Consider the following 3,496-nt stretch of genomic DNA (forward strand, 5'->3'; position numbering starts at 1 on the left):
GTCTGCATCCCCACTGTGCCGTCAACGGGCATTCCATATGTGCTCTGGAAGGACTTCACAGCGCTTGCTGTCTGCGAACCAAACACTCCATCAATCGCTGAGGCGTAAACAGATTTGTCCGTGAGTACGCTCTGTAGAAGCGCAACCCTACGATCAAGAACGTTGCTTCGTGTTTGCTGAAAGACCGGACCGACGGGTTGACGCTTGTCGCTGATGCTGAAGTTGCTGACCCATTCGCTCGACCCGGAATAATCGTCAGGTGCTCCGCATTTCAGGGGATTCGCTGCGCTAACTTCATCCGGGCTTTCAAAAGCGAAGGCCGGACCGGAAGGCAAGAGGGCCAGGAGCGCAATGCCAAGCCAACCGCCCATCCCCGGCCTGAAACAACCGCCTATCATTTGGCGACTTCACCGCATGCGTCGACTGCATCGGTCTTCGACATGCATCCTCCGATCTTCGGCGAATGTCAGTTCGCCTCCTTAACCGACATTCTCGTCTCCCGAGCACCTTTTCCATATCATCCAAAGAGTGGATGACGGAAGGTGAACTCGATTCTGATCTGGCGAATCTTTGTCAGAAACGCCGCTATCGCCGCGGCAGCCTGCAACTTCAGCGCCGAGAGCTTCCGCTTGTCCGACGTGAACTCGGAGCGAGCCATGTTTACGAGCTCGTATCGGCGAGAAACAGTCCTTTCCGGCGAATGGTTGAGCCGTGCGGTCTCCGATTGGAGCAGACCCTGACATGCGGAATTCCGATCCCTATCAAGGGGTGCGCTTACGCACCTTCGGCGACCAGCGCGCATTTGCAGCCAAGTGGAGTCACTTGGCGTCGCGAAAGTGCGGCTGTGTTGAACGATGCCGGCCTGTCTGACTTCGCCGAGCTGCGCAAGGCGATCACACGACGGCAGCACGACCTCTACTTTGTCGCCTTCGACCTGCTGCACCTCAATGGTCATGACCTGCGCGACATGGCACTGGAGGAACGGCGTGAGATCCTTGAAAGCGTGATCCCCGCCAAAATCCGCATCCAATTCAGCCAGGCGCTGCCCGGCGAGGCCAATCCATCACCTGATCGATGAAGCCGGTCTGGAGGGGCTGGCATCAAAGCCACGCCAGATCGGCGCCAAAAGGCATGAAGCGTGAAGCATGTGCGTGGCGAGGCAGACTCTTGCCATGCATGGCTGCAGGACTTTCGGGAAGAATGGGCAAGCGGGGAAGCGATTTTCTCTCCCATTGGATATCGGATCATTTGGAGGACGATCCGATCAACGACCCTGTGTTGATGGTGATCGACATGGCTGTGGACGCAAAACGGGCAGCGCGAGCCAGGGCATTCCGGGCCAAGAGATCGATGAAGAGATCGGCCCGATCTTCGAAGACATCATGCAGGGTTGCGGGGCGCCACGCTTAGCCGCTGCGAGGAGGACTAATGCTCGGCAGCCGAGGGTTCGACAAGGTGTTGCTAATATGCAGCAGCGGCGGCATCTCTGACGGCCACCGCCTGGAACCGCTTCTCACGGCTGGCTGTAGACGTCAAAATGAGAACGAAAATCGGGAGGTGACGAAGATGGATAAGCGAGAAAACAGGATCATTGAGACGTGTTGCCTTATAGCCGTTCCGGTATCGATGGCTCTCACTATGGTACTTGCTCAACTGATCCTTGGCTGAACCCAAGGCACCGACCAGGCAAGACATGAGCCGTATTAGGCGACCGCTAAACCGGCAGGCGATCTGGCAACGCTAGCTATCGTTCCTCAGGTGGTTTCAGGATTACCTGAACATCGCGGGCAAAATCTACTACGAAACCCACTTGCTCCGCTGATGCGGATGCAAGCATTTTTCAGCGAGGTCGCGCTGGACCTGGTCTGCCGGATGGATCGACCCTTCCTGTCCTCGTCAACGCCGCGGAGCGGCGAGGCGAATCGGGCAATCTGCGGTTCATCCGCATCACCGTCTTCAATGCGTCCGACCGCCGCCGCTATGAACGAGAGCTTCTGGAAGCGCGCCGCACTGCAGAGCGGGCCAACGCCGAACTGCTTAAACTCCCATACACTCGAACGTCGCGTGGCCGAGGCGGCCGAGGTCGCCTGAAGAGCGAGCGGGCACTTCACCAGGCGCACAAAATGGAGGCGGTTGGCCAACTGACCGCCGGCATCGCCCATGATTTTAATAACATGCTCTCAGTCATTGTGTCGTCGCTCGGGCTACTCGAGAGGCGGCTTGCAAACGGCGAGGACGTTTCCCGGTTTGTTTCCTCCGCAAACCCGGTTTGTTTCCTCCGCAAACTTAGACTAGCGCTGGGCCTCTGAGTTCGCCTCACCGAGCGCGCAATTCAATCTATAGGTTCACGGACGCAACGGCTTGTTCTTGTGCATCGCAGCAACGATATTGCTGCATGTGCGTTGTGCAGGACCGTGCCATTCCGGCGCACAAGGACACCGACTTGCGAAATATATCCGATACGATCGCTCGCCTGAGCGCGATGCACGCGCGGCCAGCAGCTGGATCCGGAGAACGGAACGACGCTCACTTGTCCGAAATTACAGGGTTCGGGTCCAATCCCGGAGCCTTGCGCGCGAGGCTTTATCTTCCGAAGAACCTGGCCCGGCAGGCGGCGCTGGTCGTCGTGCTGCATGGCTGCACCCAGAAAGCGGCCAGCTATGATCATGGCTCCGGCTGGAGCGAGCTCGCCGCCGAGCATGGTTTTGCGGTGCTGTTCCCCGAGCAGCAGCGCGCCAACAACCCCAATCTTTGCTTCAACTGGTTTGTACCAGGCGATATCAGGCGCGACAGCGGCGAGGCACTGTCCATCCGCCAGATGATCGAGGCGGCAGTGGTTACGCATGGCCTCGATCGCAAGAGGATCTTTCTCACCGGTCTGTCCGCCGGCGGCGCTATGGCGGCGGTGATGCTGGCGGACTATCCCGAACTGTTTGCCGGCGGCGCGATCATTGCCGGGCTCGCCTATGGAAGTGCCTCGACGATCTCCGCAGCCTTCGACCGCATGCGCGGCCATGGCGGTCCGTCCCAAGCCGACCTCCAGCGGCTGTTGCGGGCGGCCTCGCCGCACAAGGGTCCGTGGCCGCGTATTTCGATATGGCAGGGCTCGGCCGACACGACTGTTGTGCCTGCCAACGCGGATGCAGTCCTGGCGCAGTGGCAAAGCGTGCACAATCTCGGCGAAAAGCCAACACGCATAGAGAAGGTCGACGGCCAGACGCGGAAGGTCTGGAGCGACAGCAACGGGCGCGAGGTAGTCGAGACGTTCACCATTGCCGGCATGGGCCATGGAACGCCACTGCAAACTGGCGGCGGCGACGGTCTCGGCAACGCAGGGCCTTTCATGCTGGATGTTGGGATTTCCTCGACACGCCATATCGCCCGCTTCTGGGAATTGACGAAGCCGGATGTGCGACGCAAAGCCAAAGCCGAGGTCGCTTCAGGCGCCGCATTGCAGTCCTTTGCACCCACGGAAAAACCGCGGGCAGCCCGAATC

3 protein-coding genes and 1 pseudogene are annotated in these 3,496 nt (G+C 59.4%); 2 read left to right on the top strand and 2 right to left on the bottom strand.

The genetic code is table 11. The annotated features are described in order from the left end of the window. A partial coding sequence (locus EN949_RS33835; protein WP_164782636.1) for a peptidoglycan-binding domain-containing protein occupies nucleotides 1-371 on the bottom strand: 371 nt, incomplete at its 3' end. 473 nt (nucleotides 372-844) lie between these two features. Here EN949_RS33835 and EN949_RS33845 point away from each other — a divergent pair. Continuing rightward, nucleotides 845-1,112 (top strand): annotated as a pseudogene (locus EN949_RS33845) (ATP-dependent DNA ligase); the annotation flags it as partial. A gap of 642 nt (nucleotides 1,113-1,754) precedes the next feature. Here the strand turns inward: EN949_RS33845 and EN949_RS33855 are convergent. Next, on the bottom strand, nucleotides 1,755-2,162 hold the full coding sequence (locus tag EN949_RS33855; protein WP_127371941.1) for a hypothetical protein: 408 nt from the start codon (nucleotides 2,160-2,162) through the stop codon (nucleotides 1,755-1,757). 281 nt (nucleotides 2,163-2,443) lie between these two features. On the opposite strand from EN949_RS33855, the gene EN949_RS33860 reads away from it, so the two are divergent. After that, nucleotides 2,444-3,496 (top strand): PHB depolymerase family esterase (locus EN949_RS33860; RefSeq protein WP_245472575.1); only part of this gene is annotated, 1,053 nt, incomplete at its 3' end.

This window comes from Mesorhizobium sp. M7A.F.Ca.US.007.01.2.1, from assembly GCF_003998165.1.
Classification (GTDB): Bacteria; Pseudomonadota; Alphaproteobacteria; order Rhizobiales; family Rhizobiaceae; genus Mesorhizobium; species Mesorhizobium ciceri.

What these genes read in the sequence shown, in the direction of transcription:
- EN949_RS33855 (WP_127371941.1), bottom strand. Translation starts at nt 2,162, where the DNA reads ATGGGCGATGCCGGCGGTCAGTTGGCCAACCGCCTCCATTTTGTGCGC.